Origin of the sequence: Planococcus koreensis, assembly GCF_004761975.1 — a bacterium.
GTDB lineage: Bacteria > Bacillota > Bacilli > Bacillales_A > Planococcaceae > Planococcus > Planococcus koreensis.
On the sequence record NZ_RQII01000055.1, the window covers coordinates 1 to 25,812 of the forward strand.

Genomic DNA, 25,812 nt, shown 5'->3' on the forward strand with positions numbered 1-25,812 from the left:
AAAAAAGCGTAGAGCTGGCGTTCCAGAAAACCTGTGAAATGGCAGAGTCCCTCAGCGGGTCGGATTGCACCGGCCTTGAAAGTGCGGTTCGCGCAGAAGCGAGTGAATTGTATGCTTCCTACCCGACATATAACTTCACGAAAATGATCGGCATCAACCCATTCGAAGGTCTATGGGGAACTTTCGATGATGCAGGCACCGATTTCCAGGAAATGAAGAAAATCGTTCCGGAGTACCGGCGTTCCGCCTGGACCGGCGGATTGAAGCGCATCGGCATCGACGACCCCGCTCTTGGGCAGCAGCTGGCGGACCATTTTCCGGAAGCACGCAAACAACATCCCGTCCTATACGATGAAACGATGAGAGTACTGGAAGGGCTGAAGGGACGATATGACCTTCTGCTGCTAACGAATGGTTCTCCTGGCCTGCAGAATATCAAACTTGAAATTACGCCTGAAATCGTGCCTTATTTTGCCCATATCGTCATTTCCGGCGATTTCGGCAAAGGCAAACCGGATCCTGGCATCTTCGAATATGCGTTGGCAAAATTCGGCTATGCAAAAGAAGATGTGCTGATGGTTGGTGATAACCTGATGACTGATATCATCGGTGCAGAAGGGGCAGGCATCCGTTCTGTTTGGGTCAACCGTGAAGGAAAAGCTCCCCATGACACCATTAAACCTACCTATGAAATCGCGCACCTGGAGGAATTGCTGCAATTGCTGGAACAGGAACACCTATAAAAATCGCGGCAAAGAGGCACATCGGTATTATTTCCGATGTGCCTCTTTTTCTTATGATGCCAGCTCTATACTCGACTGTCCTTTAAAATACTATAAATTGATTGCGGTCACCTTTTCGATTTCCGCCAATTCCGTCAACTGGTCGAGGCTGCTTTGCTCAGCCGGTTTGTCGATCGACAGCATCATGATTGCATCTCCGCCAGCATTCGAACGCCCCACTTGCATCGTCGCAATGTTGACATTTTCCTGTCCCAGCAATGTTCCGACGCGGCCGATAACGCCCGGGCGGTCATTGTGGCGGATAAAGAGCAGGTTGCCTTTTGGCACAACATCAACAAGAAAATCATCAACTTTGACGATACGTGCGCCTTGGCCATTCAATAGCGTTCCAGCTGCTTTCCGCGTTCCGTTGGCCGTCTTGACTTCCACGGTGATCAAGTTCGTGAAGCCTTTCGCCGCAGTCGATTTGCTTTCATTTACAGTAACGCCTTTTAAATTGGCAAAATACATGGCATTGACGTCATTAACGATTTCGCCCAAATAGCGTTTCAGAAGGCCTTTCAGCATATTGCGCGTCAGCGGCCCGACTTCGACGTTTGCCAACTCACCTGAATACTGGATATTCACTTCCTGGGCGGTACCGTCTGCCAAATCCGCCAAGAAAATGCCCAAGCGTTCCAGCAAATCAAAATACGGTTCGATCTGCGCCATGATTTCCTTCGGCACAGAAGGCAGGTTGACCGAATTGCGCACGGTGCCTTCTGTAAAGTAGCGGATGACATCATTGCTGACATCAACAGCGACAATTTCCTGCGCTTCTATCGTGCTTGCGCCAAGATGCGGAGTTGCCACCACTTCCGGCAAGTCGAGCAGCCGGAAATCGACCATCGGCTCTTGTTCAAAGACATCAAGCGCCGCTCCCGCTACCTTCCCTGCTTTAATGGCGTCATACAAAGCATTTTCATCGATGATGCCGCCACGGGCGCAATTGACGATCTGCACGCCGGGCTTCATCATATCGAAAGCTTTCGCATTGATGAGATGCCGCGTTTCTTTCAATAAAGGCGTATGGACGGTGATGAAATCCGCAGCTCTCACCACGTCTTCGACCGAGCCGAAATCGACGCCCATCTTATCCGCTTTTTCAGGTGTCAGGAACGGATCGTACGCGATGACGTTCATCCGCTGCCCTTTGGCGCGTGCAGCCACTTCCGCTCCAATGCGCCCGAGTCCGATGACGCCAAGCGTCTTGTTTTTCAATTCGACGCCGACAAACGATTTTCGGTCCCAATTATGGTTGCGCAGCGCATAATACGCCTGCGGAATTTTCCGGGCCATCGACATCAGCATCGCCATCGTATGCTCAGCTGCTGAGTTGGTGTTGCCGTCTGGCGCATTGACGACGATGATGCCGTGTTCCGTCGCAGCTTCGAGGTCGATGTTATCAACGCCGACACCGGCACGGCCGATGATTTTCAAGTGCTTCGCCTTTTCGATGATGGCGCGGGTCACTTGGGTCTGGCTTCTGACAAGCAACGCGTCAAAATCACCGATGCGCTCCCCCAATTGCTCAGGCGTCATATTGGTCTCGATCGTAATATCAAAGCCGTCTGCTTGGCGCAGCGGGTATATGCCATCTTCACTTAACGGATCACTGATCAAGATATTATAATTCATTGCGCAGACTTCCCTTCATCCAAGAAAATTTGTTGTGCTGCACGCACGCCGGTGCCCAGTTCAATGTTCTTCCCTGCTTTGACGATGCCGATTTCCATCGTCGCAATGGCCTGCAGCATATCTGCGGGCGAACAATAACCCATATGGCCGATGCGGAAAATTTTCTTTGCCAGCTCTTGCTGTCCGCCTGCAAGTTCAAGATTGAATTCGGTTTTCATCACTTTGCGGAACGTTTCCGGATCGAAATCTTCCGGCTTGACTGCCGTCACGGTCGGAGAAGCGTCCGCGTCCGTTGTCAAAAGCGGCACGCCCAGCGCTTTAAATGCCGCGCGCGTCATGTTCATCATCAGCGTATGGCGGGCATAGACGTTTTCGAGCCCTTCTTCTTCCAGCAGCTCAAGCACCTGCTGCAAGCCGAATAAAATCGATAATGCCGGTGTGAAGGGCGTTGTATCTTTAAGGATATTGTCCCGGTGCTTCGCCAAATCGAGGTAGAAGCGCGGCTGCGGATTGGCGTTCACTTTTTCCCACGCCCGCTCGCTGGCAGCGATAAAGGCCAAACCGGCCGGCAGCATAAATGCCTTCTGGGAACCGGTAACGACGATATCGATTCCCCATTCATCCATTTCTGTCGCGGTGCCGGCTACACAGGAAACCCCGTCTACAATGACCAAGGCATCGGATACTTCCTTGATTGCTGCTGCCAATTCTTTTATAGGATTCAAAACACCTGTTGATGTTTCGCAGAACGTCGAAAACACTGCCGTTACAAGAGGTTTTTCTTTCAAGAATTCTTTCACTTTTTGTGGATTTGCCGCAGTGCCCCATCCCACTTCGAATATATGCGTTGTCAGTCCATAAGCTTTACAGATTTTCACAAAACGGTCGCCGAACGCGCCGGTCACGATGACCGCGACTTCTTCGCCGGGTGCAACCGCATTGACGACTGCCGTTTCAAGGCCGGCCGTACCGCTTCCGGTCAAAATCATGACTTCCTGCTGCGTGCCGAAAACTTTCTTCAATTTCGGTCGGATATCCGCAATCATATCGGAAGTGCTCTGGCCGCGGTGGCCGATCATCGGTTGGCTCATGGCACGGGCAACACTCGGCGGTATTGGCGATGGCCCTGGGATTCTTAAAATTTGTTGATCTGTCAGCATTATGGTCATTCCCCTTTCGTATTCAAAACGGTATACGGAACATCAGCATCCGGAGCTGGACCTAAAAAAAGGCTCTCCACCCCCTACATAAAAATGTAAGGGGCGAAGAGCCTTCAATTCGCGGTACCACCCTAATTCGCTGCTCCACCGTGGAACAGCCTCATTGGTTCACATGCGTAACGGACACGAGCCGGAAGGGCCTACTGGAGTTCAGCCCATCTATTCAGGAGTGCTGCCTACTGCCGGAACCGCTGATTTGCACCACCCATCAGCTCTCTTGAGATTCCTCTGCCGTCTGCTTGTCTCCATCAAAATAGTTATTTGAATCTTTAATTGAATTCATCATAACAAATTGATTTAAGTTGTCAATATATATTAAATTTTCAGCTTTCTTTGGAACCGTTTTCATTTCAGGCAATCCTTTGTGCCTTAAGGCTCCAATCGATGAATAAAATTTTTTCTTTAGATAGGGGGAACGCAGCATTTTACAGCCAGCTGAAGTTTCTCGGACTGAATTTGTTATACTTGAAAGATAATTCAGAAGGAGGCGTATGTGATGGCCCATGCATTTTCAATTGAGGACTACCTGGCTTTAAACCGGAACCGTTTTGAGGAAATCAGCAAATTCATCTGGCAGCATCCCGAAACCCGTTATTTGGAATTCGAATCTTCCCGTTATTTGGCGGATGAATTCGAGAAAGAAGGATTTACAGTGCAACGCGGCATTGGCGGAATCGAAACCGCTTTTTCCGCATCGTTCGGCAAAGGAAAACCGGTTATCGGCTTTCTCGGTGAATTTGACGCATTGGCGGGGCTCAGCCAAAAAGCACACAGCGTTTCCCAGGAACCGCTGGAATCGGGCGGCAATGGCCATGGCTGCGGACATAACCTCCTTGGCACCGGATCGCTTGCTGCCACTTACGCCGTTAAATCTTATTTTGAGGAAAATGATATTAAAGGGACTGTCGTGTTCTATGGATGCCCTGCTGAAGAAGGTGGTTCGGGCAAAACGTTCATGGTGCGCGAAGGCGTTTTTGACGGCCTCGATGCGGCGTTCACTTGGCACCCTTCTTATGTCAACACCATCATGAGCTTATCGAGCCTGGCAAACTATCAGGTTTATTTCCGCTTTAAAGGCATCGCTTCCCATGCCGCGAACTCGCCGCATCTCGGGCGCAGTGCGTTGGATGCCGTTGAACTGATGAACGTCGGCGTCAATTACTTGCGTGAACATGTCATTCCAGAAGCACGGATGCATTACGCCATCACCAATAGCGGCGGCATTTCCCCGAACGTCGTGCAATCGGAAGCGGAAGTCCTGTACTTGCTCCGTGCACCGAAAGTTGCGCAAGTGGATGACATCTACAAGCGTGTATGCAAAATCGCGGAAGGGGCAGCGTTGATGACAGAAACCGAGATGTCCATCGTGTTTGACAAAGCCTGCTCCAATTATGAACCGAACCGCGTTCTTGAAAGCATTCTTTTTGATAAGCTGCAGACAGCCGGTCCCATCCACCCGACAGCAGAAGAAAAAACGTTCGCGGAAGGCATCTGGGACAGTTTGTCTGAAGGTGAAAAGAAAAATTTCGTCGGCGGCATGGAAAGCTTCGGGTATAGCGGCGATGGAAGCGAATTTGAAGGGAAGTTCCTGTCGGACATCATTTCCAGCTACGAGCCTTCCGACAAAACGATGCCTGGCTCCACCGATGTCTCGGACGTCAGCTGGGTGGTGCCGACCGCTCAATTGACTGCTGCAACCAGTGCACTCGGCACACCGTTGCATACATGGCAGATGGTCACGCAAGGCCTCAGCACGTTCGCCCACAGCGGCACATTGCTTGCAGCGCGTACGATGGCGGAGGCTGCCATCCACCTTTTCGAAAACGGCTCAGCACTTGAAGAGGCCAAAGCAGAACATCATCAAAAACGGTCAAAAGAGCCTTACACCAATCCGATTCCACAAAGCGTCAAGCCATCTGCAACCAAATAATCACACAGCAATGTGCAAATTAAAAGCGCCCGCCAACAAATGGCCGGGCGCTTTTGTGTAATTGTTAATAAGAGCGCGGCATTCCGAGCACGTTCTGCCCGAGGAACGCCAGCACCATATTATTGCTGACCGGCGCCACTTGATACATCCGCGTTTCGCGGAATTTGCGCTCTACGTCGTATTGATCGACAAAACCATAGCCGCCGAACGTATCCACGCAGACGTTAGCTGCCTGCCAGCTCGCTTCACTCGATAAGTATTTCGCCAAGTTCGCCTGTTCGCCGTACTTTTCGCCTTCGTCGTATTTGCGTGCTGCTTCATAGCGCATCAGGTCTGCAGCTTTGATGGCGGCGTAGGCTTTGGCAATCGGGAATTGGATGCCTTGATTCATACCGATTTTGCGGTCGAATACCACTCGGCTATTGGCGTATTCAGTAGCTTTATCGATGAAGAAATAGCCATCGCCAATCGCTTCAGCCGCCAATAGCGTACGTTCGGCATTCATGCCGTCGAGGACGTAGCGGAAGCCTTTTCCTTCTTCACCGATCAAGGAATCTGCAGGAATCTTCATGTTCTTGTACCAAACCTGGTTCGTCGCGTAATTGAACATGGCGCGGACCGGTTCTGTCACAAACGTCTCAGGCTGTTGTTCGCGGATTTCCCGCAAATCGACAAGGAACAAACTCAAGCCTTCGGTTTTCTTGTCGCCCAACTCTTCAGAAGGCGTTGTGCGAGCCAGAAGCATCAGCAAATCCGATTGCAGGACACGGCTTGTCCAGTTTTTATGGCCATTGACGATATAGCCGCCATCGGTCTTCTCGGCAAATGTCTGAATCGCTGTCGTATTGGAACCTGCCGCTTCCTCTGTCACAGAGAACGCCTGGAAGCGGATGCTGCCGTCTGCAATGCCCGGCAGGTACTTGCTTTTTTGTTCTTCGCTGCCGTGCTTCAGCAATGCACCCATCGTATACATTTGCGCGTGGCAGCCTGCTGCGTGGCCGCCCGACCGATTGATTTCTTCCAGTACGATCGTCGCTTCCGTCATACCGTAGCCTTTGCCGCCGTATTGTTCTGGAATCAGCGCCGAAAGATAACCGCTTTTCGTCAGTGCGTCGACAAATTCATACGGATACTCCCGTTCCAAATCTAACTTTCTCCAATACTCATTCGGAAATGCCGAACATAGATTCCGGACTTCCCCACGCAAATGCTCCCGTTCCTGCACACTTAAACCCGCCATCTTCTTCCCCATCCCTTCCCATTTTCAATTCTTTTGATCTGCCTCTGTAAAAGGACGCATTTCTTCATAGTCAAAACCGAATTCTTCTAATATAGCCGCGGTGTGTTCTCCGACCGCCGGCACCGGGTTCATGACCGTGTCAAATTCATCTGATGTCACTGGCGGCAGCAAAGCTTTCAGCATACCCACTGGCGAATCCACTTCCCGCCAGCGGCCGCGCGCCTGCAATTGCGGATGGTCCACCAATTCGGTAACGGTATTCAAGCGGGCATTGGCAATTTTCGCTCCTTCCAGCGACCCGATAATAGCATCCGAGTCCATGTGTTGGAAGACCGATTCGATGATCGCCCGCAGCGCATCTTTGTTCGCGACGCGGTTGGAATTGTTATTGAAGCGTTCGTCCACTGCGATTTCGGCCTTGTTCAAGACTTCTTTGCAGAACTGCACCCATTCGCGCTCGTTCTGGATGCCGAGAAACACCATTTTTTCGTCTCCCGCTTTGAATGGGCCGTATGGATAAATGGTGGCGTGGCTCGCTCCTGTCCGCTTAGGCTCCGATTTTCCGTAAGCAGAATAATACAGCGGATAGCCCATCCATTCAGCCAGCGCTTCGAGCATCGATACTTCGATAATGGCGCCTTTCCCTGTTTTGTAGCGAGAAATGATCGCTGTCAACACGCCCGTGTACGTATACATGCCTGCAGCAATATCCGCGATGGAAATCCCCGCTTTTGAAGGCGTTTCTTCCGTTCCGGTTACCGACACGAGCCCCGCTTCGCATTGAATCAGCAAATCGTAAGCTTTTTTATTGGTATAAGGCCCGAAAGTCCCGTAGCCCGAAATGGAGCAGATGATGAGCTTCGGGTATTTCTTTTGCAGTTCCTGTGCGCTGAAGCCGAGGCGGTCCACCGCTCCCGGCGCAAGATTCTGGATAAAGACATCGGCTTCCGACAATAGTTTATCCAATACATTCTTCGCTTCTTCGTGCTTCAAGTCGAGCGTAATCGATTCTTTCGAACGGTTTGTCCAGACGAAATGGCTTGATAACCCTTTGACCGTCTTGTCGTAGCCGCGGGCAAAATCCCCCGGCCCCGGCCTTTCCACTTTAATGACACGCGCACCCAAGTCCGCCAGCTGGCGCGTCGCAAACGGCGCGGCCACGGCTTGTTCGAGTGAAACCACTGTAATTCCCTGTAAAGGCAACATGACTTTCCCTCCTTTTGAATTTCGGTTCTAGTTGACGCTATACCAAGCCGATCCATTGCCACCAAGTTGCGGCGACTAGAATGGTAGCGGCGATGGATATCGCTGTTGCGTATAAGCCAGGCTTCAAAAAATCTTTCTGTTTGATCATTCCGGTGCTGTGCGCCAATAGATTCGGCATCGACTCGACAATGAGCACAAAACCGAAAAGGCATGTAAGCCCGGTCGTGAATCCGATTGCCATTGGATCGATGCCTGCGTTCTGCGCCACGCTGATCAGAATCGGCACCAGAACCACGACAGCGGTCGCGACATTGGAAATCAGTTTATGGAATAGCTGGGACAATAAAATAACGGTCACCACTGCCATCAGTGGATTCTGCAGCAAGCCGGTAAACCATCCGACGCTTAAATAATCGCTGATTGTACCGGCTGCGCCCGAGTCGGCAAATGCATAGCCCATCGACAGCGTGACGCTGATCAGCAGCACGGTATTGTAATTGATCTTGACGACGGTTTCCCAGTCCGCGACACCGATTTTTGGCAATGCCATCAGCACCACCCCGATCAAAGCGGGCAGGCTCGGGTGCATGCCGTGAATCGGTTCGGTCAGCCATAACATGACGATGAACAAAAGAATCAGCATACCGCGGATTTCGCCCGGCGTAACTGGGCCAAGCTCTTTCAGTTTATCGCCCATCTCTTCGCGGATTGCCGGAAAAGAGCGTTGTTCCGGAGGCAGCGGAAAAGTTTTCAGCAACATCAGCCATATTGCTGGAATCAGGATGATCCATAATGGGAAGGTATAATAAAACCATTGGAAATACGTAATTTTAATTCCTGCAAAGCGGTCCAGCAGTTCAACCGTGAGAATGTTGCCGATGGCGGCGGTCATGACGGACGTGCCGCTGATGATGCCGCCGAACGCTACACCGAGCATGATCATCTTCCGCAAATTGCTTCCTGCCCCTGCCTGTGTCGTTTCGATGATCATCGAAGACACCGGCAGGATGAGAGCCGACCGAACTGCAGTCGAAGGAATGAAAAATGCCTGGAGTTGCTGGATGATGATGATGCTGCCAAGCAATCCTTCCGGGCTGCTGCCCCATCTTTTTAAAATCCAATAGGTCATCCTTCTGATTAACGCGGTTTCATTGACTGCCGTTGCAAGCATCATGCCCGCCACGATCAAATAAGTTGCGGGTGAAGCGAATCCGCTGAAGACAACCGCTGAGTCCGCCGCTTTTAATATGAGCATGGCGAGCAGGATGATCAAAGCGGTCAAGCCGATCGGCACGGGTTCAAACGCCCACAAAATGATGCCCGAGACGATGATTGCCGTCATCACTTTTGCGTCGTGTGAAAATGCATCCGGCAAGCCGAAAAATAACAGCAAAAAGACAGCGCCGGAAAATGTGAAAGATGCAAACGCCTTATAATCGTTCATGGCGAATCTTTTCATGGCACTTCACGCCTTTCCTTGCTGCTGTTCAACCGGCATAGCAAATCCAGCCGCCGAAATGGTTGGTTTTAAAGAACTTCGTGATTTTTTGGAATCCGGCTTCCATCAGTAAATCCCGCAGCTTTTCTTCCGGAATCGAGGCTTCCACCAATGTGCTTTTCATCAAGTTCTCGACTTTCTCCTCTGATAAATTGGTCATATCTAGCCAATAATTTTTCCATAATGCCACCTGCTCCTGGAACTCCTCGTCTTGCGGGTCACCGTATTTGCTGGCCAGCACAAGAGGCGCGCCATGTTTCAAATGTGATCTCAGTTTTTTCAGCAGCATAAGCTTATCTTCTACTTCTGCTACGAAATGAAGGACCAGCAGACAAGTCGCCGCATCAAAAAGCTTTTCTTCCGGAACATCTTCGACCGTTCCGTGGATCAGGATTGTCCGTTCCTCCATATCGTTCTGCTGCGCTTTCATGCGCGCGGCTTCAAGCATCGCCTTTGACGGATCCACTGCAGTAAAACACCATTCGGGGTTTGGCGGTCCGAACGTTTTCAGTTCATTGCCGCCTCCACCGCCTACTATTAGAACAGCCGCTTCCGCCTCCAATTTGGACCTCAGAAACGTATGCGATAACCGCAATAACTGGTCATACGTCGGCAATGTCCGCCTCACGCCTTTATCATATTCCTGTGCTATATCGGAATCGAACGCCATTTTATCGGACATCTTTTCCACCTCGTTTCCCACTTTCTTTCAATTGCAATTCTTGACAGCAAAACCAAATCTAATGAGAGCGCTTTCTTTACAATGGAATTTTAACAAGTTCTGTGGATATTGGATACAATATAAGTATAAAGCTAATACTACTAAAAATTCCGACTATTGTAAATATAGATAACAGGAAATTCGGCTTGCCCATCTATCAATTCCGATGATAAATACTGCCGAATCTCCTGCTGATTTTAGTTGGACTTTCTTTTAAGCGCTGCTATGACAGCATCGGTCACTTCTTTCGTATTCGAATTGCCTCCGATATCGCCTGTTTTAATGCCTTGCTGCAGCGTTTCTTCAATAGCCAGCAACACCAGGGCACCCATTTCCGGTTCACCGAGGTGGTCGAGCATCATTTTCGCCGTCCAGATTTGTCCGATCGGATTCGCGATGCCTTTTCCGTAAATATCCGGAGCCGAGCCATGCACCGGTTCGAACATAGACGGAAATTTCCCGTTCAAGTTGATGTTGCCAGCTGGCGCGATGCCGATGCTGCCCATGATTGCCGCTCCAATATCGCTGAGGATATCACCGAATAAATTGCTTGCCACCACCACATCCAGTGTTTGTGGCTTCGTGACGAAAAATGCGGAGAGCGCATCGATGTGCTCGCTATTCGTTTTAACATCAGGATAGTTCGCGGATAATTCGTTAAATACTTCGTCCCAAAATGGCATCGAATGGGCAATGCCATTCGATTTGGTCGCACTGGTCAAACTGCCGCCTCTTTGTTGCGCAATTTCAAAACCGTATTGCATGACACGGGAAACGCCTTTTTTAGTAAAGACGGCATTTTGGACAACAACTTCATCTTCGCCGCTATGGACCCGGCCGCCAATGCTGCTGTATTCGCCCTCGCTGTTTTCACGGACAATCATAATATCGAAATTTTCGGGCCGGCTCAGCGGTGAAACCATGCCTTCCAGCATTTTCGCTGGCCGGACGTTGATGACTTGCTGGAATTCCCGACGGATTTTCAGCAGCAGCCCCGCAAGAGAGACGTGGTCCGGTACGAGGCTTGGATCCCCAACCGCCCCAAGAAAAATTGCGTCGCTTTGGCTGATTTGCTCCAGCCCGTCTTTCGGCATCATTTCTCCATGCTCAATATAATATTCGCAGCTCCACGGATAATGGCTGTAATCGAATTCAAGGCCGCCATGAATTTCTGCCACAGCATCAAGGACACGCAATGCTTCCGGCACGACTTCTTTCCCGATTCCGTCTCCTGGTATTACGGCAATAGCCAATTTCTTCATGAAATTTCCCCCTTTTCCCTAAGCGCTATTTCAACATTCTGGATCGAACAATTATTTGTCGCTGATCATCTGGATCAAATTGCCTTTTGTGCGCAGAATATGCTGCACGGTCACTTGCCGCAGCTTTTCAGCATCTTTATCTTTGATGGCTTGAAGCATTTGGCCGTGCTCTTTATGCGATTCCGACAAATGGTCTGCCAGCAAGCTCGGCGTATATGGCGGAATGCCTTTCCACAGCGTTTCGATAAACCCTTGGATTCGTCTCCACGGACACCCTTCACGGATGATGCGGTGAAAATCGGAATTCAAAGCCATGAATTCTTCCATATCGTGCTCATCCGCTTTCAGCATCAGCATGCGCCCATATATGTTTTCCAGCTCGTTAATCTCTTCCTCGCCCAGGAAAGGCAGCGCCTTAACCACTGCTTCGCCTTCCAGCAAAGCACGGAGCTGATAGATTTCCTCAATATCTTCAATCGAAACAGGCGTTACAATCGCGCCTCTTCTCGGCTCAATTCTGACAAGGCCTTCCACTTCCAGCTGGCGCAAAGCTTCGCGGAGAGGCATCCGGCTGACGCCAAGCTTTTTCGCCCACTCTTCTTGCATCAAGCGCTCACCCATTTTGAATTCGCCTTTTAAAATTAGCTCACGCAGCTTTGTCGTAACCTTGAATTGCAATGTAGCCCTGTCTTGTTCCGTTAATCTGAATTTCTCCATGTGGCACCCCTCAAATACTGTTCTCTTCTAAATCGGCTGTGGCATAGCATTGCTGGTATGCCAACAACGCCTTCAAATTAAGAATGATGAAGTAATTTTAACACTAATCCACGGTGTTGGGCACGAAGGGATTCAGTCATCCTTTTATCTCTACATTGAACATTTCTTCGATGCTTTTGATGATAGCCGTATGGTCTTCGCTTCCACGGCCCTCGGTCCAGGCTTTTTTCCATAGCTGAAACGAAGCACCCGAAATGAACATCGGCACACTTTCCTGCTCAGCCATGCTCATGGCAATCTTTAAATCCTTGACCATCAGGTCCAGTGTGAAGCCGACTTCGAAATTTCTTGTCAATACCTGATTGGGGAATTTGAAATCACTGGAAAAACTTTTGCCTGTGCTGGTGTTGATGACATCAAGCATTTTTGCCGGATCCAGCCCCAGCTTGACACCGAGCGCCATCGCTTCCCCGGTCGCTGCAAGCGTAGTCGCAGAAATCATATTATTCAGCGCTTTGATGGTATGCCCCGCACCGGCAGCCCCGACATGATTGATGTTTTCCCCGAGCATTTCCAACAACGGAAGGGCTTCCTTATAATCCGATTCTTCTCCGCCGACCATGATTGATAAGGTGCCATTCTCCGCTTTTTTGACGCCGCCTGAAACCGGTGCGTCAATCATGCGCAATCCTTTCGCCTTCATCGCTGCACTCAACTCTTTCGTTACGGAAGGGATTGATGTCGTCATTTCGATGAGCAAGCTTTCCCCGTTCATGCCATCCATCAAACCATTATTGCCTTGCAGCGTCTCTTGGACGATGTAAACATTCGGCAGGACAGTGATGATGTATTGAAATTTCCGTGCCAAGTCGGCCGGGCTTTCCGCTTTTTCTGCTCCCAATTTGACCATCGCTTCAATGGCTTCCTGGTTCACATCGTAAATGCCGACTTCAGCACCTCCTTCAAGCAAACGTTTAACCATCCGGCCCCCCATATTGCCGAGTCCGATAATCCCTGCTCTCACCATTATCCGTCCTCCTCTATTGCTCTCTGTATTTCTCGACGCCTTCTTGGTAAATGTCTCCGCCATGCGCATCGTTGATGACAAATACCGGGAAGTCTACTATCGCCATCTTGCGGATCGCTTCTGGCCCTAAATCATCGTAAGCGATCACTTCAACCGATTTGATTGATCGGGAAATGAGCGCTGCTGCTCCACCGACGGCCCCGAAATAGACGGCTCGGTTTTTCTTGATCGCCTCTTTCACTTCATCGCTGCGGTAGCCTTTGCCGATCATTCCCTTAAGCCCTTTTTCGAGCAATGCCGGCGTATACAAATCCATCCGGCCGCTCGTTGTCGGCCCCGCAGAACCGATCACTTCTCCGGGCTTTGCCGGCGTCGGGCCGGTGTAATAAATCACTTGGCCGCTGACTTCGAACGGCAAAGGGATCCCTTGCCGCTCTTGTTCTGCCATCCTTTTATGGGCCGCATCACGCGCCGTATAGACGATTCCTGACAGCAGCACGCGATCACCCGCTTTCAATGATTCGATATCTTCTTCTGTTAATGGCAGCGTAACTTTCTTCTGGACCATTCGCCTTCCTCCTTAAAGCACAGCCGTCTGGTGGCGGCTGGCATGGCAGTTCAGATTGACTGCAACCGGCAATGCGGCAATATGGCATGACTCCGCTTCTACTTTTACATCGAGTGCTGTCGTACTGCCCCCCATGCCTTGAGGTCCGATTCCTAAACGGTTTATCGAAGCAATCAACTCTTCTTCGAGTGCCGCTACGTCAGGGTCTGGATGGCGTATGCCGATTGGCCGGAACAGTGATTTCTTCGCCAGATAGGCGCAGCGTTCAAAGTTGCCGCCGATTCCGATGCCGACGATCAGCGGCGGGCAGGCATTCGGCCCCGCCACTTTAACAACTGAAAGAATGTACTCCTTGACCCCTTCAATGCCGTCAGAAGGTTTGAGCATTTTCAATGCGCTCATATTTTCAGCGCCTCCGCCTTTCGCCGTCATATGCAATACCATCTGATCGCCCTCCACCAGTTCAATATGGACGATGGCCGGTGTATTATTGCCGGTGTTTTTCCGGTTCAACGGATTGTAAATCATCGAATTTCGAAGATAGCCTTCTCCGTAGCCTTTCGCGACGCCTTCGTTAATGGCATTGACCAAAAGTCCGCCCGTCACGTGGCAGTCTTGCCCAAGCTCCACGATGAAAACCGCTGTACCGGTATCCTGGCACATCGGCACTTGTTCGGCTTGTGCAATATCGGCATTCTCAATCAATTGCGCAAGCACTTCCTTGCCGGTTTCCGACCGCTCAGAGGAAAGCGCTTTTTTGAATGCCGAATAGACGTCATCACCCAAATTGTAATTGGCACGCTGGCACATTCCGGCCACTTCCTCAACGATGTCTTTATAGTGGATTTCCTTCATGCAGGTCCCTCCTTCCAAGATCACTTTCTTCCTGAAATATAAAATGTCCCAAGCGCCTTCGCTACAAGCGTCCCATTGTTGTCTGTAATCGTACATTCTGCCGCGACGGTACTGCGTCCACGCCGCAAAATGACTGGAACTGCCAGCAGGTGTGCACCCTTCCCTTTTTCAATAAAATTCACTTTCAGCTCCAGCGTGAAAACTTTTTCACCTTCTTCCAAAGTTTTCAGGATGCTGAAGCCGATTGCGACGTCTGCCAAGGTGTATACTGCTCCTCCTTGCGCGACGCCATACGTATTTTCGTTCTGCGCGCCAAGTTTCATCTCCGCTGTCCCATCAGAATGCTGCTCGATGCCGAGGAATCGTCCGAGAAAATGCATCGGCACAATGTCCGGGCGTGAGACACGCGAAGATTCGCCATATAGCGATAACACATACGCCACTTCATCCAATTCTTTTTGATCCAGCGCGGCCAGCTCTTTTTGCAGTTCATCTAACCGTCCGCGATTGTTGTCAGCCATATGCTCGCCCTCTTCACCTACAAATTGTCCATCAGCTCTTCGATGTTCTGTACTTTTTCCAAATCCACTAATTTCTTTGCGATTCGCTCTCTCTTTTCAGCTGGAAAATCACTTGCCATGCCGATGAATTTATCGTACAACTCTTGTGCAGTTACCGCGTTTTCCGGATCGCCTTTCGGATATTCGGTTGCCATTTTGACCGAATCGCCCCCTTTGAACACAACTTCCACTGCCGCTCCCCATTTTTTCGGGTAGCTGGCATCGATGCCAGGTTCCGTAATAACTTCCACTTTTTTCATCAGCGCGCGCACTTCTTCGTCCCACAGCGATTGTTCATTGAAATCCGCCAAACTGGCACTGCCTTTTAATAGGGCCAAAGCCGAGCAGAACTGAAGACTGAACTTTGCCGCATATTCGGTTTGCGGATCTGCATCGTCGGTGATGTTCAATGCCACTTGATAGGATTCAACCTTCACCGAATCAATCTCTTCCAGTGACGGCTTGCGCTCCTTGAAAATGTCGATGAGCATGTCGACTGCATGGTGCGTGTGGCGGCAGGATGCATGAATTTTAAATGAATTCTCCATGATTTTGAATTGTTGGCCCAAGCCTTCTGTAATGCGCGTTTCGTCATATTCCTCGCTCATCGCTTTGAAAAAGCCGCGATCGCCTTCAAGAATCTTGCGGGGGCCGGTAAAACCTTTTTGGGCCAATAAAGCTGCGAGTACGCCGTTCATCGAAGCTTTCGCCGTATGGAGCTGTTTCGACATCGCGCCGTCTTCGATAAATTCCCAAAGCCCTGCCGCTTGCGTCCCGGCATTGCCAAGAGCCGCGATTGTCTGCTCTTCATCCAAGCCCAGCAATTTTGCTGCGGCAATTGCTGAGCCGAATGTTCCGCAAGTCGCTGTATTGTGCCAGTAATAATAATGCGAAGGCGATACCGCTTCACCAATCCGGAAACAGACTTCATAGCCTGCAACTACCGCGGTGATCAAGTCTTCCCCCGATAATCTCTTCCATTCCGCAATTGCCAGCGCCGCCGGGATGACGACAGTGGCCGCATGGATAATCGAACCTTTATGAATATCATCGAGTTCCACAATGTGGCTAGCCGCACCGTTGACCATAGCTGCATTCAAAACCGATGATTTTCCGCCAGTGAACAGGCGTGCCTGATCTTTCCCGCCCATTTCATCGGCTAGTTCCGCAATCATTCGGACGGGTGCTTTTCCGGAACCGGCAATCGCCGACCCGAAATAATCCAATATGCAGAGCTTTGTAAATTCCACTACTTCCGCAGGCAATTCATCGTATGTCAGCGCTGTACTGTATGCCGCCAGCTTTTTGCTCAGTTCAAGTGCCTGTCCTTTTTTCACATCCTGCATTCAAGTCATCTCCCTTGCCAGTTTGCTTTCCGTTTTTCATTAAAAGCCAAAATCCCTTCCTGGCGGTCAGCTGAATTCGCGCATTTATAATATTGGTCCAATTCGATCACTAACGCTGTATTCAAATCGGTTTCAAGTCCAGTATTAACCGCTTTTTTCAACGCTTTCAGCGACAGCGGCGCATTTGCAGCTATTTCTTTGGCAATCGACAGCGTCGCTTCCAGCAATTCCTCTTTTGGCACCACACCGTTCAGAATGCCCGCTTCAAACGCTTTGTGAGCTGGAATCTTATTGCCTCTAAAAAGAAATTCCTTTGCCAGCCCGACTGGAATTGCACGCGGCAGCAATTGGGTTCCGCCAACTCCTGGAATGATGCCGAGCTTCACTTCTGGAAGACCCATCTGCGCATGCTCTGAAGCGTAGCGCAAATCACAGCTCAACAGCATTTCCATGCCGCCGCCCAGCGCAAAGCCATTGACAGCCGCTATGACTGGGTATGGAAAATTCCGCAGGCAAGCGTAAGCTTCCTCAAAAATATCATGCTGTTTCTTCCATTGCTCATTTGTCATGCCCTTCCGCTCTTTTAAATCCGCTCCAGCACAAAAGCTTTTTTCCCCGGCAGCAGTTAAAACAAGAACACGCAAACCCGGCTTTTCCTGTAGTTTCTTGAGGCACTCAATCAGTTCACTGCCCATTTTGGTGTTCAGGGAATTCATCGACTCTGGCCGATTCAACTCTAGGATATATACATTTTCCGAAGCATGGTCTTCTTTTACGTTGATTGTTTGCCAATCTGCCATCATGTTCATCCTCCAAATTCTCATCATTTAGTTATTCGGTACCGGATACTTCTTGTCTGAAGGCCCCGCCTTCAAAATATAGCTCGGCGTATTGTGGCCAACCACTTTTTCAAGCATGCGGGAAGTTTCAATCAACCCTTCCAACGAAATACCTGTTTCAATGCCCATACTGTGAAGCATGTGGACCGTGTCTTCCGTGCAGACATTTCCCGTCGCGCCAGGCGCAAATGGACAGCCGCCGAGACCGCCGAGCGATGTGTCAAAACTGTCCGCACCCGCTTCGAGGGCAGCGAGGATGTTGGCCAATCCCATCCCCCTTGTATTATGGAAATGCAGATTGAACTTCTGTTCCGGATGAACTTTTTTCAAGCTCTCCAGCAAGTCGGATACTTGACGCGGATTCGCCATGCCTGTCGTATCGGCCAAAGTGACGATATCAATTTTCAGATCGATGAGTTTATGGACCAGCTCGTGGATTCTACTTGAAGGTACCTCACCTTCAAAAGGGCAGCCGAATGAAGTCGCAATCGACACATTCATGATTATTCCATTCGTTTGGCAGAAAGTGTGGATCACTTCCAGCTCTTTCAGTGATTGCTCTGTCGTCTTGTTCACATTTTGCAGGTTATGGGTATTGCTCGCAGAAAAAACGAAATTCACTCGTTCCACACCTTTGGAACTTGCTAATTCGGCGCCTTTCAAGTTCGGAATTAATGCAATCAATACTGGATCGGCTGAATCCCCGGCAATCTGGTCGTATAATTCCCCGCTATTCGCCATTTGCGGGACCGCCTTCGGGTGGACGAACGAACCGAATTCAATCGTTTCGACACCCGCTTGGACCAACCCGTTAAACAACGCTTTCTTTTCCTCAAGACTGGCGATTTTCGCCTCCAATTGAAGCCCATCCCGTAACACGACTTCGTTTATCTGCACACGCTGCGGAAAATGCATAGCGCCCCTCCTTTAAAATATTGATGCCCCATCAAAATTTCCGCTTTATTTCGGCTACAGCCCGTTAATCAAAGCTTTTATATAAGTTGAACTAATGAATAGTCATAATCAATATTCCGCAAAACAGCTACGCTTGCCGCGGGCAAGACATGGGACGAAGCTAGCGAGGCCCGTGTCTTTGTCCCGAAGCTAGCGCAGCGATGCAGGGACAGAGTTTCACAGGCGTCTCCGCTATTTTGCTCCATATCGAGAAATATCTTAGCGCAGGCGCGTCAAGGGGCTAGGCGAAGCTAGAAGACGAGTGTTCTTCTCGGCTTTTGGCAAGAGCCAAGGTGGTGTCGGATACTTCCGGCAACGCCTTTGCGACGAGCTTGCGCAGGAGCAACGCTCTTTCATGTCTCGAAGCTAGCGTAGCGATGCAGAGACAATAATCTTCGCCCTTCCCAAAGCGACCGGAGCGATTTTTATTAAGTTACTTCTTTAGTTCAACTTATATAGTTGTATTTTGTATCCAAAATAATGGCAAAAATTTTTACCCGCCTTGCTGCACTTGGATTTGCTGCGTGCTGAAGCCAAGTGCGGGTTGGGCGGAGCTTTCATTAGCCGATTTAATGGCTTATTCTTTGTCCATTTCGTCAAAAACTTCTTTTGCGGAGCGGAAACTGTCAATGGCTGCGGGTACGCCGCAGTAAATCGCTGTTTGCAGGAATACTTCTTTGATTTCATCGCGTGTCAGGCCGTTATTGATTGCGCCTCTGACATGCAGCTTCAATTCATGTGGTCGATTGAGCGCTGTGATCATCGCCAAGTTGATGATACTTCTTGTTTTTCTTTCCAGTCCTGGCCGTCCCCAAACTTCACCCCAGCAATATTCCGTCACCAATTCCTGCATCGGCATATTGAAATCCGTCGCATTATTGATTGAATTCTCGACGTATTCAGCGCCAAGAACGCTTTTTCGAATTTCCAGACCTTTTTCAAATCTTGCTTTATCCACATTCATTCTCCTGTCTTGAAGTTATTTTGAAAGGTTTCAATAAAGTGAAAAAGCTGGCTATGGATACAGCCAACTTTTTCAATTCCAGCCATAGTGGCATGAATTCCATTATTCTCCCGCAGCTTCTCTTGCCGCTTCATATACATCAGCGCCAATTTCCTCTTCAAACTCTTCATAGATTGGCTCCAAAGCCGTTTTGAATTCTTCAACTTGTTCAGGAGTCAATTCAGTGATTTCGATTTCACCGCGTTCTTTGATCAATTCCAAAGCTTTTTCGTTCAACGTTAGGGCTTCTTCACGTGCCACTTTCGTGCCTTCCTCAACGCCAGCTTCAACAATCGCTTTTGTTTCTTCGTTCATGCCTTCCCAGAATTCAGTGTTTGTGAAGATCGCATAGTCAACACGTGTATGGTTCATAATTGTCATGAATTCTTGTACTTCATCAAACTTCTTCGATTCGATGTTGCTGAATGTATTTTCCTGTCCATCAACTACGCCTTGGTCCAATGCAGTGTAAAGTTCGCTGAATGGAATCGATTCAGAACCAGCTCCAAGAGTTGAATAGACAGCTTCTAAAACTTGTCCGCCTTGTGTACGGAATTTCAATCCTTTAAAATCCGCTGGAGAAGTGATTGCGCGTTCGTTATTCGTTACATGTTTTCCGCCATTCGGCCACATTTTCAAACCAAGCACGCCATCTGCTTCAAGGCTTCCCAAAATTTCCGTTCCTTTTTCCCCATCCCAGAAAGCGATGGCTTCATCATCGTTGTCAAACAGGAACGGCAATGAAGGAACGTTGAATTGAGGATTGTTCCCTACGAATTTAGATAAATCGGGAGCAATGAATTGTACGTTATTTGATACTAAGTTTTGGTATTCATCTTGGTCACCGAACAAAGAACTGTTCGGGTAGATTTCAACTGTGATCTTGCCATCTGATTCTGCTTCAATATACTCTTTCATCGCCAATGCACCCTGGTGCTTCGGTGTGTTTTCAGCTACTACGTGAGAAAATTTAATCGTCGTTTCCTGAACCCCATCCGCGCTTTCCGACCCGCCGCCCGACTCCTCGCTTCCGCAAGCTGCCAAAACAAAGCCGACCATCAATAAAAACAACAATAATGTTACCTTCTTCATGTACTTTTCCCCCTTGTATGTTTGTTTTGCTTTGTTGCTCCCCAGCCTATTCCGTTTTTTGAAAGGGTTTTCATTTTACCGTTAACGCCTCCCTTTTCATTGAACTTTTATTGCTGTTTTAGAGTCGGGCCCCTCATTCTTGATTATTGGATACAACTCAACCCCAAATTATCACAGCAAATTCACATTGTAAAGAAAAATTTTAATTTTCTAATAGTTGTTTTTGTATATTCTATTCATTATTTATATATTTTCGGCCACACTTAAAAGCTGGATTTTGTGTGGAGCAGAGATTTTTCGCACTTTGGGAAAGATTAAAGTTTAAGCACAAAGCCCTTTGAGATGCTCTTTATAGAATATAACTACTCTAATCAATCTGTTGGCTTTATGCGGGACCTCCAATCCATTTTTTGAATTTCCTTGATCCGCAGATTGCTGGATAATCTTTTATAAAAATTCAAAGCCTCGTTTAAATATTTTAAATAATTTTACTATTTGGTCTTGTTATTCTAAAACGCTTATATTATGATTTGATTTAACATCTCGTATCCAAAATACATGAACGGGATAAGGAGGAAAATAAATGAAAATCTTAGATTGGATTGAAAGCGCTTTCTCAGCTGTTTTATTTTTAGCTGGAATTGGAATCAGTTTGTATTCGGTATTCATGCGTTATGTGATAGGAGCATCTCAAAGCTGGGCAACAGAAATTTATACCATGATGCTGGTTTGGGCAATTTTCATCGGATTTTCCACTGCCTTGAAAGAAGACAAGCATATTGCCATCGATATCATCTATGACAGAGCAGGCCCGACCTTCAGAAAAATTTCACAAATCTTCACTCTTGTGGTCGGCATCTCGTTCAGTGTTTTCGTTATCTGGACTGGCCTGGACATGGTGATGACCGCGTACGAACAGCAAATCAAAACCATCGATCTCAACTTTCCGATCTGGATCAACTACTTGATCATGCCGATTGCCGGAACTTTGCTGTTTATCCGATTCTGTGAAAAGGCTTATAAATTTTTCGTTAAGAAAGAAGACGTTACCCACGGGGAGGATATTCTATGGAAGCAGTAATTGTCATTGGCTTATTATTCTTCTTTGCTTTATTGCGGGTGCCGATTGCCATCAGTTTGGCGATGTCGAGCATCATCGGCTTGTACCTCGTTGATTTTTCTCTGAACACCGTCATTCAGCGGATGTTTACCGGTGTCAACAGTACGACGCTGATGGCCATCCCCGGATTCGTATTTGCTGGTTTGATCATGGCGCAAGGCGGAATTTCAAAGTATTTGATTGACGCTATACGCGTTTGGGTGGGCCATACAAAAGGCGGCCTATCAGTCGTAACCGTGTTGACGTGTATGATATTTGCAGCGATTTCCGGTTCCAGCCCAGCCACTGCTGCGGCAATTGGCGCCATCATGATTCCGATGATGGTCAAAGCAGGATACGATAAAAAATATTCCATGGGATTGGTCGCATCGGCGGGAACATTGGGAATTTTGATCCCGCCTTCTATTCCATTGATTTTGTACGGATCGGTTTCTGAGCAATCTACCGGAAGATTATTTTCCGCTGGTATTTTGCCAGGCCTAGTGCTTGGTTTAGCTCTCATCATTTATGCCGTGATCGTTGCCCATAAAAAAGGCTATGGCGGTTTGCCGAAAGTTCCATTAAACGAAAGATGGGGCCCGACACTTAAATCGTTTTGGGGTCTGATCATGCCGGTTCTTATTTTGGGAAGCATTTACACCGGTGTCGTTACACCGACTGAAGCTTCGTTCTTGGCGGTTCTATACTCGTTGATCATTTCAATATTCGTTTACCGTGAATTGAATTTAAAACAGTTCCGCAACATTCTGACCGAATCCATCAACACCACAGCTATGATTTTCCTTATCATCGCAGCTGCACTTGTGCTCGGAACTTTCCTCACTACGGAACAGATTCCACAAAGCTTTGCGCAATGGGTCAGCGACAGCGGTTTTAACAAATGGACATTCTTGCTGATTATCAGTTTACTGTTCTTCGTCCTAGGCATGTTCCTGGAACCGACAGCAATCATCTTGATTACATTGCCGATTCTCTTGCCGATCATCACTGCATTGGAAATTGATGTCATCCATTTCGCAATCATCATGGTTGTCAATATGGAACTTGGGATGATAACCCCTCCGGTTGGGCTCAATCTCTTTGTTGTCAGTGGGATAACCGGCGAGAAAGTGGAAGAAGTCATCAGGGGCGTTGTGCCATTTTTCGCGATATTCGTTATCGTTTTGATCATCGTCATCGTCTTCCCGCAGCTTTCGTTATTCCTGACGTGACCGCGGCAGTTACAAGACATAAGAAAAGACAGGGCCCGCTGCCCTGTCTTTTTCTTATGCCTTATTTATTGTTCAGATTCCATGCTGAGCGCAGCAGTACATCCACAGCGGCCGGCATCGATGCTTCATCGAAGTCGAAGCGCTCGTTGTGGTGGCCTGCCGCCAAATCACTGCCGACGATGCAATAAGTCGCCGAACCGCCGAGCTCTTTCACACGTTCCATGTAATAAGTAGCGTCTTCAGATCCGGCCGCATCGGTCGACCAGGCTGTCACTTTAGTGAAGTAAGGAGATTCTTCGGCGATCGCCGCCAGATCTTCGACCAGCTTGCTGCTCGGCATGCTGCTTTTCGCTTCACCGACGATGTCCACTTCCACTTCAACACCGTACATCGCAGCTGCCCCGTTCAAGACAGCCAGTGCCTGGGATCGGATGTAATCATTGATTTCTGATGTTTCACCGCGCGTTTCCAATTTCATCTCAGCCAGCGGCGCAATGATGTTGCGGCCGGAACCTGCAGCCAATACGCCGACATTGATGCGTGAAGCCCCTGCAGAATGGCGCGGAATGCCGTATAGCGCAAGAACTGCAGAAGATGCAGCGGTCAATGCGTTGCGCCCTTCTTCCGGTTTGCCGCCAGCGTGCGAAGCTACGCCTTTAAACGCGACATCCAATTTCGTTGTAGCCAGGAAACCGGAATTGCCCGCGATGAATTCGCCTGTCGGCACGCCGGTCCCCAGATGCATTGCGATGAAGAAGTCCACATCGTCGACGACACCCGCTTCCACCATCGACTTCGCGCCCCGCGTCCCTTCTTCAGCCGGCTGGAAAATCAATTTGATCGTTCCAGCCAACTTTTCTTTATTGTCCATCAACGCTTTTGCCAACCCGAGGCCGATCGATGTATGCCCGTCGTGCCCGCAAGCGTGCATTTTCGAGGCATTTAATGAAGCAAAGCCGTTTTCAAACGGCATATGCCCTTCTGCCATGTCTTCCTGGATATCGAGCGCGTCCATATCAAAGCGATACGCAAGCACTGGGCCGGGCTTGTCGGTTTGCAGCGTCGCCACAATTCCCGTCATCCCGCCTTTGAACTTCGGCAGCCAGTCGAGATCTGCTCCATTTTGTTCAGCCCAGCTATAATGGGCATCCAGAATTTCTTCTGACGGAACCCCCATGCGCTCTTCAGCTTTCATAACGTCTTTGGCCCACTTCAATTCATAGCCGAGTGACTCTAAATACGGTGCCACAAGCGATGCTGTACGCATTTCCAAAAAGCCCGATTCCGCATGCTTATGCAAATCCCTGCGCCACTTGATCATGCCTTCCTGTAAATCGTCGCCAACCAGTTTTTCCATAATGGAATCTACTCCTTTTCATCTGTCTACAGTTCGTCTTGCTTACAAAAATGGTGTAATGCCTGGTCCGTATTGGAAGCCGGCATAGAAGAAAATCAGGAACATGATAATCCATACAACCAAGAACGACAGCGTATATGGAATCATCAATGAAATCAATGTCCCCATTCCCGCTTTTTTATCGTATTCACGCATGAAGGAAAGAACAACGATAAAATACGGATTCAGCGGCGTCACAATATTCGTGGATGAATCCCCGATGCGGTAAGCCATTTGCGTAAATGCCGGATGATAGCCCAGCTGCATGAACAATGGTATGAAAACCGGTGCTTCCAGCGCCCATTTGGCAGAACCGGAAGAAATCAAGAAGTTCAGCATCGAGGTAAAGAGAATATATCCGATAATGAGGTAAATTCCCGTGAAATTGATTTGCGTCAGTAATTCTGCGCCATTGACCGCAATCCACGTTCCGATATTCGACCACGTAAAGTAGGCGATAAACTGGGAGGCCGCAAATATCAAGACGATAAAGCCGGACATGTCTTTAATGGAATCAGCCATAAACCCGACGGCATCCTTTGAATTTTTAATGACTCCAACAGTTTTCCCGTAGGCTACACCCAGGACCACGAAAAGCCCTAAGATCACCGGCACAATCCCTGTCAGAAATGGCGAAGGAATCAATCCGCCATCTTCGTTTCGGAGCGATGACCCTGGCAAAAAGATGAGCAACGCGATTACAGCGAGGTAAGCCAATGCAGCAAGCCCCGCATTGCGCAAGCCTTTATTCGCTTTGGGATGTTCTTCGGCACTTACGTCAATGACCGTATCCCCTACATATTTGCCAAGTTTCGGTTCGATGACTTTTTCTGTAATCAAACCTGCTACAATCGTCAAAACAAAAACAGAAACCATATTGAAATACCAGTTATCGGCTGGCGTCACTATAAGTTGATCGTCCAAAATAGCGGCAGCTTCCGTCGAAATACCCGAAAGCAATGCATCCGTTCCGACAATCAATAAATTTGCGGTGAAGCCTGCGCCGGCACTGGCAAAACCAACGGCAAGCCCTGCAAGCGGATGGCGTCCGATTTTATAAAAGACCATCGCGGCAAGAGGCGGAATCAAGATTTGTGCAGCATCTGATGCAATATTTCCCATGATCCCCACAAAAGCGATTGCGTAGGTAACCAATGCTGCCGGCGCTTTCAAGATCGTTTTACGAATGGCAATTTCCAATAATCCGACTTTTTCCGCCAAGCCGATTCCCAGCATCACGGCAAGGACCGTGCCAAGCGGTGCAAAGCCCGTGAAGTTCGTCAGCATCGACGTGATTATGTATTCCAATCCAGCCCAGGACAATAAATTCTGGATGGCAAGCGTTTCGCCTGTCCCCGGGTGCACAACAGATGCATCAAACAAACTGAAAATAAATGAGCTGACCATAACGGCCACGGCCAAATACACGAAGATCATGAATGGGTCTGGCAGCTTGTTTCCGATTTTTTCGATTGCGTTCAAGAAGCGGATAAAAATACCCGTCTTTTCAGCCTTTTTTTCTGTTTTCTTCATATTGCGCCTCCCGAAGTAAAAGAATTTTTATTCAATTAAACAATATTATATACATCAATTCTGCCATTATTCAACATTTTCTAAATTTAACTGC

General features: G+C 48.8%; 23 protein-coding genes and 1 other annotated feature. Of the genes, 4 read left to right on the forward strand and 19 right to left on the reverse strand.

What is annotated here, in order from left to right; translation table 11 throughout:
* Positions 1–743: HAD family hydrolase (locus tag EGV91_RS13115; protein ID WP_135504442.1), on the forward strand; the 743-nt coding region annotated here is incomplete at its 5' end.
* 90 nt (positions 744–833) lie between these two features.
* Here the strand turns inward: EGV91_RS13115 and serA are convergent.
* Together serA and EGV91_RS13125 are read right to left on the reverse strand one after the other, a co-directional pair.
* Positions 834–2,420, reverse strand: coding sequence for a phosphoglycerate dehydrogenase (serA, locus tag EGV91_RS13120; protein WP_135504443.1), 1,587 nt, complete (start codon positions 2,418–2,420; stop codon positions 834–836).
* Complete coding sequence (locus tag EGV91_RS13125) at positions 2,417–3,580, reverse strand: pyridoxal-phosphate-dependent aminotransferase family protein (protein WP_135504445.1); 1,164 nt, start codon at positions 3,578–3,580, stop codon at positions 2,417–2,419. The genes serA and EGV91_RS13125 overlap by 4 nt, the downstream gene beginning before the upstream one ends.
* 95 nt (positions 3,581–3,675) lie before the next feature.
* Positions 3,676–3,901 (reverse strand) — a binding site (T-box leader).
* Positions 3,902–4,136: 235 nt separating this feature from the next.
* Between EGV91_RS13125 and EGV91_RS13135 the strand changes: the two genes are divergently transcribed.
* Positions 4,137–5,570: a M20 family metallopeptidase gene (locus EGV91_RS13135; protein WP_135504449.1), complete on the forward strand. Its 1,434-nt coding sequence runs from the start codon at positions 4,137–4,139 to the stop codon at positions 5,568–5,570.
* A 64-nt stretch (positions 5,571–5,634) separates the two neighbouring features.
* Here the strand turns inward: EGV91_RS13135 and EGV91_RS13140 are convergent, their stop codons facing one another.
* From EGV91_RS13140 to EGV91_RS13210, 15 genes are all read right to left on the reverse strand, one after another.
* A complete protein-coding gene (locus EGV91_RS13140) occupies positions 5,635–6,810 on the reverse strand; it encodes an acyl-CoA dehydrogenase family protein (RefSeq protein ID WP_135504451.1) in 1,176 nt (391 codons plus the stop codon).
* Between the two features lie 24 nt (positions 6,811–6,834).
* Positions 6,835–8,016: a CaiB/BaiF CoA transferase family protein gene (locus EGV91_RS13145; protein ID WP_135504453.1), complete on the reverse strand. Its 1,182-nt coding sequence runs from the start codon at positions 8,014–8,016 to the stop codon at positions 6,835–6,837.
* Positions 8,017–8,053: 37 nt separating this feature from the next.
* A complete protein-coding gene (locus tag EGV91_RS13150; protein ID WP_135504455.1) occupies positions 8,054–9,475 on the reverse strand; it encodes an SLC13 family permease in 1,422 nt (473 codons plus the stop codon).
* A gap of 28 nt (positions 9,476–9,503) precedes the next feature.
* Positions 9,504–10,196: a class I SAM-dependent methyltransferase gene (locus EGV91_RS13155; protein ID WP_241666187.1), complete on the reverse strand. Its 693-nt coding sequence runs from the start codon at positions 10,194–10,196 to the stop codon at positions 9,504–9,506.
* Between the two features lie 236 nt (positions 10,197–10,432).
* Positions 10,433–11,497: a tartrate dehydrogenase gene (locus EGV91_RS13160; protein WP_135504457.1), complete on the reverse strand. Its 1,065-nt coding sequence runs from the start codon at positions 11,495–11,497 to the stop codon at positions 10,433–10,435.
* Positions 11,498–11,548: 51 nt separating this feature from the next.
* Entirely contained in the window at positions 11,549–12,214 is a 666-nt protein-coding gene (locus EGV91_RS13165) for a GntR family transcriptional regulator (protein WP_135504459.1), read from the reverse strand.
* Between the two features lie 136 nt (positions 12,215–12,350).
* The gene (locus EGV91_RS13170; protein ID WP_158290616.1) at positions 12,351–13,241 is read right to left on the reverse strand and encodes an NAD(P)-dependent oxidoreductase; all 891 of its coding nucleotides are present in this window, start codon (positions 13,239–13,241) and stop codon (positions 12,351–12,353) included.
* Between the two features lie 13 nt (positions 13,242–13,254).
* Positions 13,255–13,809: a Fe-S-containing hydro-lyase gene (locus tag EGV91_RS13175; protein ID WP_135504463.1), complete on the reverse strand. Its 555-nt coding sequence runs from the start codon at positions 13,807–13,809 to the stop codon at positions 13,255–13,257.
* Positions 13,810–13,821: 12 nt separating this feature from the next.
* Positions 13,822–14,664, reverse strand: a complete 843-nt coding sequence (locus EGV91_RS13180; RefSeq protein WP_135504465.1) for a fumarate hydratase — start codon at positions 14,662–14,664, stop codon at positions 13,822–13,824.
* A gap of 20 nt (positions 14,665–14,684) precedes the next feature.
* A complete protein-coding gene (locus EGV91_RS13185) occupies positions 14,685–15,185 on the reverse strand; it encodes a PaaI family thioesterase (protein ID WP_135504467.1) in 501 nt (166 codons plus the stop codon).
* Positions 15,186–15,202: 17 nt separating this feature from the next.
* A complete protein-coding gene (locus tag EGV91_RS13190; RefSeq protein ID WP_135504469.1) occupies positions 15,203–16,570 on the reverse strand; it encodes an MmgE/PrpD family protein in 1,368 nt (455 codons plus the stop codon).
* A gap of 5 nt (positions 16,571–16,575) precedes the next feature.
* Entirely contained in the window at positions 16,576–17,373 is a 798-nt protein-coding gene (locus tag EGV91_RS13195) for an enoyl-CoA hydratase/isomerase family protein (RefSeq protein WP_241666188.1), read from the reverse strand.
* Between the two features lie 24 nt (positions 17,374–17,397).
* Positions 17,398–18,324, reverse strand: coding sequence for a hydroxymethylglutaryl-CoA lyase (locus EGV91_RS13200; protein ID WP_135504471.1), 927 nt, complete (start codon positions 18,322–18,324; stop codon positions 17,398–17,400).
* A 616-nt stretch (positions 18,325–18,940) separates the two neighbouring features.
* Entirely contained in the window at positions 18,941–19,321 is a 381-nt protein-coding gene (gene pcaC / locus EGV91_RS13205) for a 4-carboxymuconolactone decarboxylase (RefSeq protein WP_206662877.1), read from the reverse strand.
* A 108-nt stretch (positions 19,322–19,429) separates the two neighbouring features.
* Positions 19,430–20,458 (reverse strand): DctP family TRAP transporter solute-binding subunit, encoded by a 1,029-nt coding sequence (locus tag EGV91_RS13210; RefSeq protein WP_135504475.1) that lies wholly within the window; start codon positions 20,456–20,458, stop codon positions 19,430–19,432.
* 583 nt (positions 20,459–21,041) lie between these two features.
* Between EGV91_RS13210 and EGV91_RS13215 the strand changes: the two genes are divergently transcribed.
* Together EGV91_RS13215 and EGV91_RS13220 are read left to right on the forward strand one after the other, a co-directional pair.
* Entirely contained in the window at positions 21,042–21,539 is a 498-nt protein-coding gene (locus EGV91_RS13215; RefSeq protein WP_135504477.1) for a TRAP transporter small permease, read from the forward strand.
* Complete coding sequence (locus tag EGV91_RS13220; RefSeq protein ID WP_135504479.1) at positions 21,527–22,789, forward strand: TRAP transporter large permease; 1,263 nt, start codon at positions 21,527–21,529, stop codon at positions 22,787–22,789. The genes EGV91_RS13215 and EGV91_RS13220 overlap by 13 nt, the downstream gene beginning before the upstream one ends.
* Before the next feature lie 61 nt (positions 22,790–22,850).
* Here EGV91_RS13220 and EGV91_RS13225 read toward each other — a convergent pair whose 3' ends face one another.
* Together EGV91_RS13225 and EGV91_RS13230 are read right to left on the reverse strand one after the other, a co-directional pair.
* Positions 22,851–24,146 carry an amidohydrolase gene (locus EGV91_RS13225; RefSeq protein ID WP_135504481.1) on the reverse strand — a complete coding sequence of 432 codons (1,296 nt, stop codon included), beginning with the start codon at positions 24,144–24,146 and terminating at the stop codon, positions 22,851–22,853.
* A 42-nt stretch (positions 24,147–24,188) separates the two neighbouring features.
* On the reverse strand, positions 24,189–25,718 hold the full coding sequence (locus EGV91_RS13230) for an AbgT family transporter (protein ID WP_135504482.1): 1,530 nt from the start codon (positions 25,716–25,718) through the stop codon (positions 24,189–24,191).
* Between the last annotated feature and the right edge of the window lie 94 nt (positions 25,719–25,812).